The sequence below is a fragment of the Microtetraspora sp. AC03309 genome (assembly GCF_020826795.1).
In the GTDB taxonomy this organism is placed as follows: Bacteria; Actinomycetota; Actinomycetes; order Streptosporangiales; family Streptosporangiaceae; genus Microtetraspora; species Microtetraspora glauca.
Genome location: NZ_JADDIL010000286.1, coordinates 1 through 782 on the forward strand (window position 1 = coordinate 1; position 782 = coordinate 782).

At 63.2% G+C, this 782-nt stretch carries 1 protein-coding gene; it reads left to right on the forward strand.

What is annotated here, in order from left to right; genetic code table 11:
• Positions 1-30 precede the first annotated feature (30 nt).
• Positions 31-782 (forward strand): GGDEF domain-containing protein (locus tag IMZ11_RS42875; protein WP_228649342.1); only part of this gene is annotated, 752 nt, incomplete at its 3' end.

Sequence of the window (782 nt, forward strand, 5' to 3'; positions counted from 1 at the left end):
GCTGTGGCTCTGTCCGGATCGAGTTGGCTCATGGGCCTTTTCGCCTTGAACTGCTTTGCGTTGATATCGGTCTATCTGATGTTCTTCGACGGGCCTAAAGCGCTGATGCTGCACACCATCTTGATCCTCGCAACGACGGTAGCGTTTATCGCGCTGGCAAGCGCGGACCACGCACTCGGCGGAGCTGTCGCCGGCAGGATCCTCGGGGCCGTGGTCCCGGTGATTGCTACGCCGCTGGGGATACAGTTCGGTATCCGCACGCTACGCAATGACGCCAACGAGTCCGCGATCGATCCGTTGACTGGTTTGTTGAATCGTCGCGGCCTTCACTTGCACTTCGGTGATCTGCTTGCCTCCGGTGCAGCGGCGAGCGGGGACGCGTTGGTGGTGATTGTTGTCGACCTTGACCGGTTCAAGGATGTCAACGACACCTACGGCCACACTGTCGGTGACCGGGTGTTGGTGCGATGCGCCCGGTTGATCACGGCGGCCGCCGGAGGTCGGGCCTTGATCGCTCGCGTGGGCGGCGAGGAGTTCGCCGTCGTCGATATCGCCGTTCCTAGCCGTGGCGCTGAGACCGCCGAGGCGATCAGGCGTGCGATCGCAACGGGCGGCCCTCCGGACGTCACTGCCAGCGTGGGGGTCACTAGCGCCGATCACACCCAGTTCATCGTTGCCAACGAGCGCCCGCAGCTGGTGCTCGACACGCTGATTGCACGCGCTGACCACGCGATGTTCCACGCGAAACGCAACGGGGGCAACGCAACCCATCAGGTTGAGTG